At 53.8% G+C, this 251-nt stretch carries 1 pseudogene; it reads left to right on the plus strand.

What is annotated here, in order from left to right:
* Positions 1-251: pseudogene (locus tag EUU22_RS10305) on the plus strand (arylsulfatase); the annotation flags it as partial.

Consider the following 251-nt stretch of genomic DNA (forward strand, 5'->3'; position numbering starts at 1 on the left):
GACCCAAACAAGCCGTTCTTCTGCTACTACGTCCCGGGCGGGACGCATGCGCCGCATCACCCAACCAAGGAATGGGTGGACAAGATCCATGAGATGCACTTGTTCGATGAGGGTTGGAACAAACTTCGCGACACCATTTTCGCCAACGAGAAAAAGCTAGGAGTGATTCCGCAGGACGCACAGATGACGCCGTGGCCTCACGATTTGCTCAAGAACTGGGACGAGCTTACTGCCGACGAGAAGAAAATGTT

The sequence above is a fragment of the Ciceribacter ferrooxidans genome (genome assembly GCF_004137355.1).
Taxonomy (GTDB): Bacteria; Pseudomonadota; Alphaproteobacteria; order Rhizobiales; family Rhizobiaceae; genus Allorhizobium; species Allorhizobium ferrooxidans.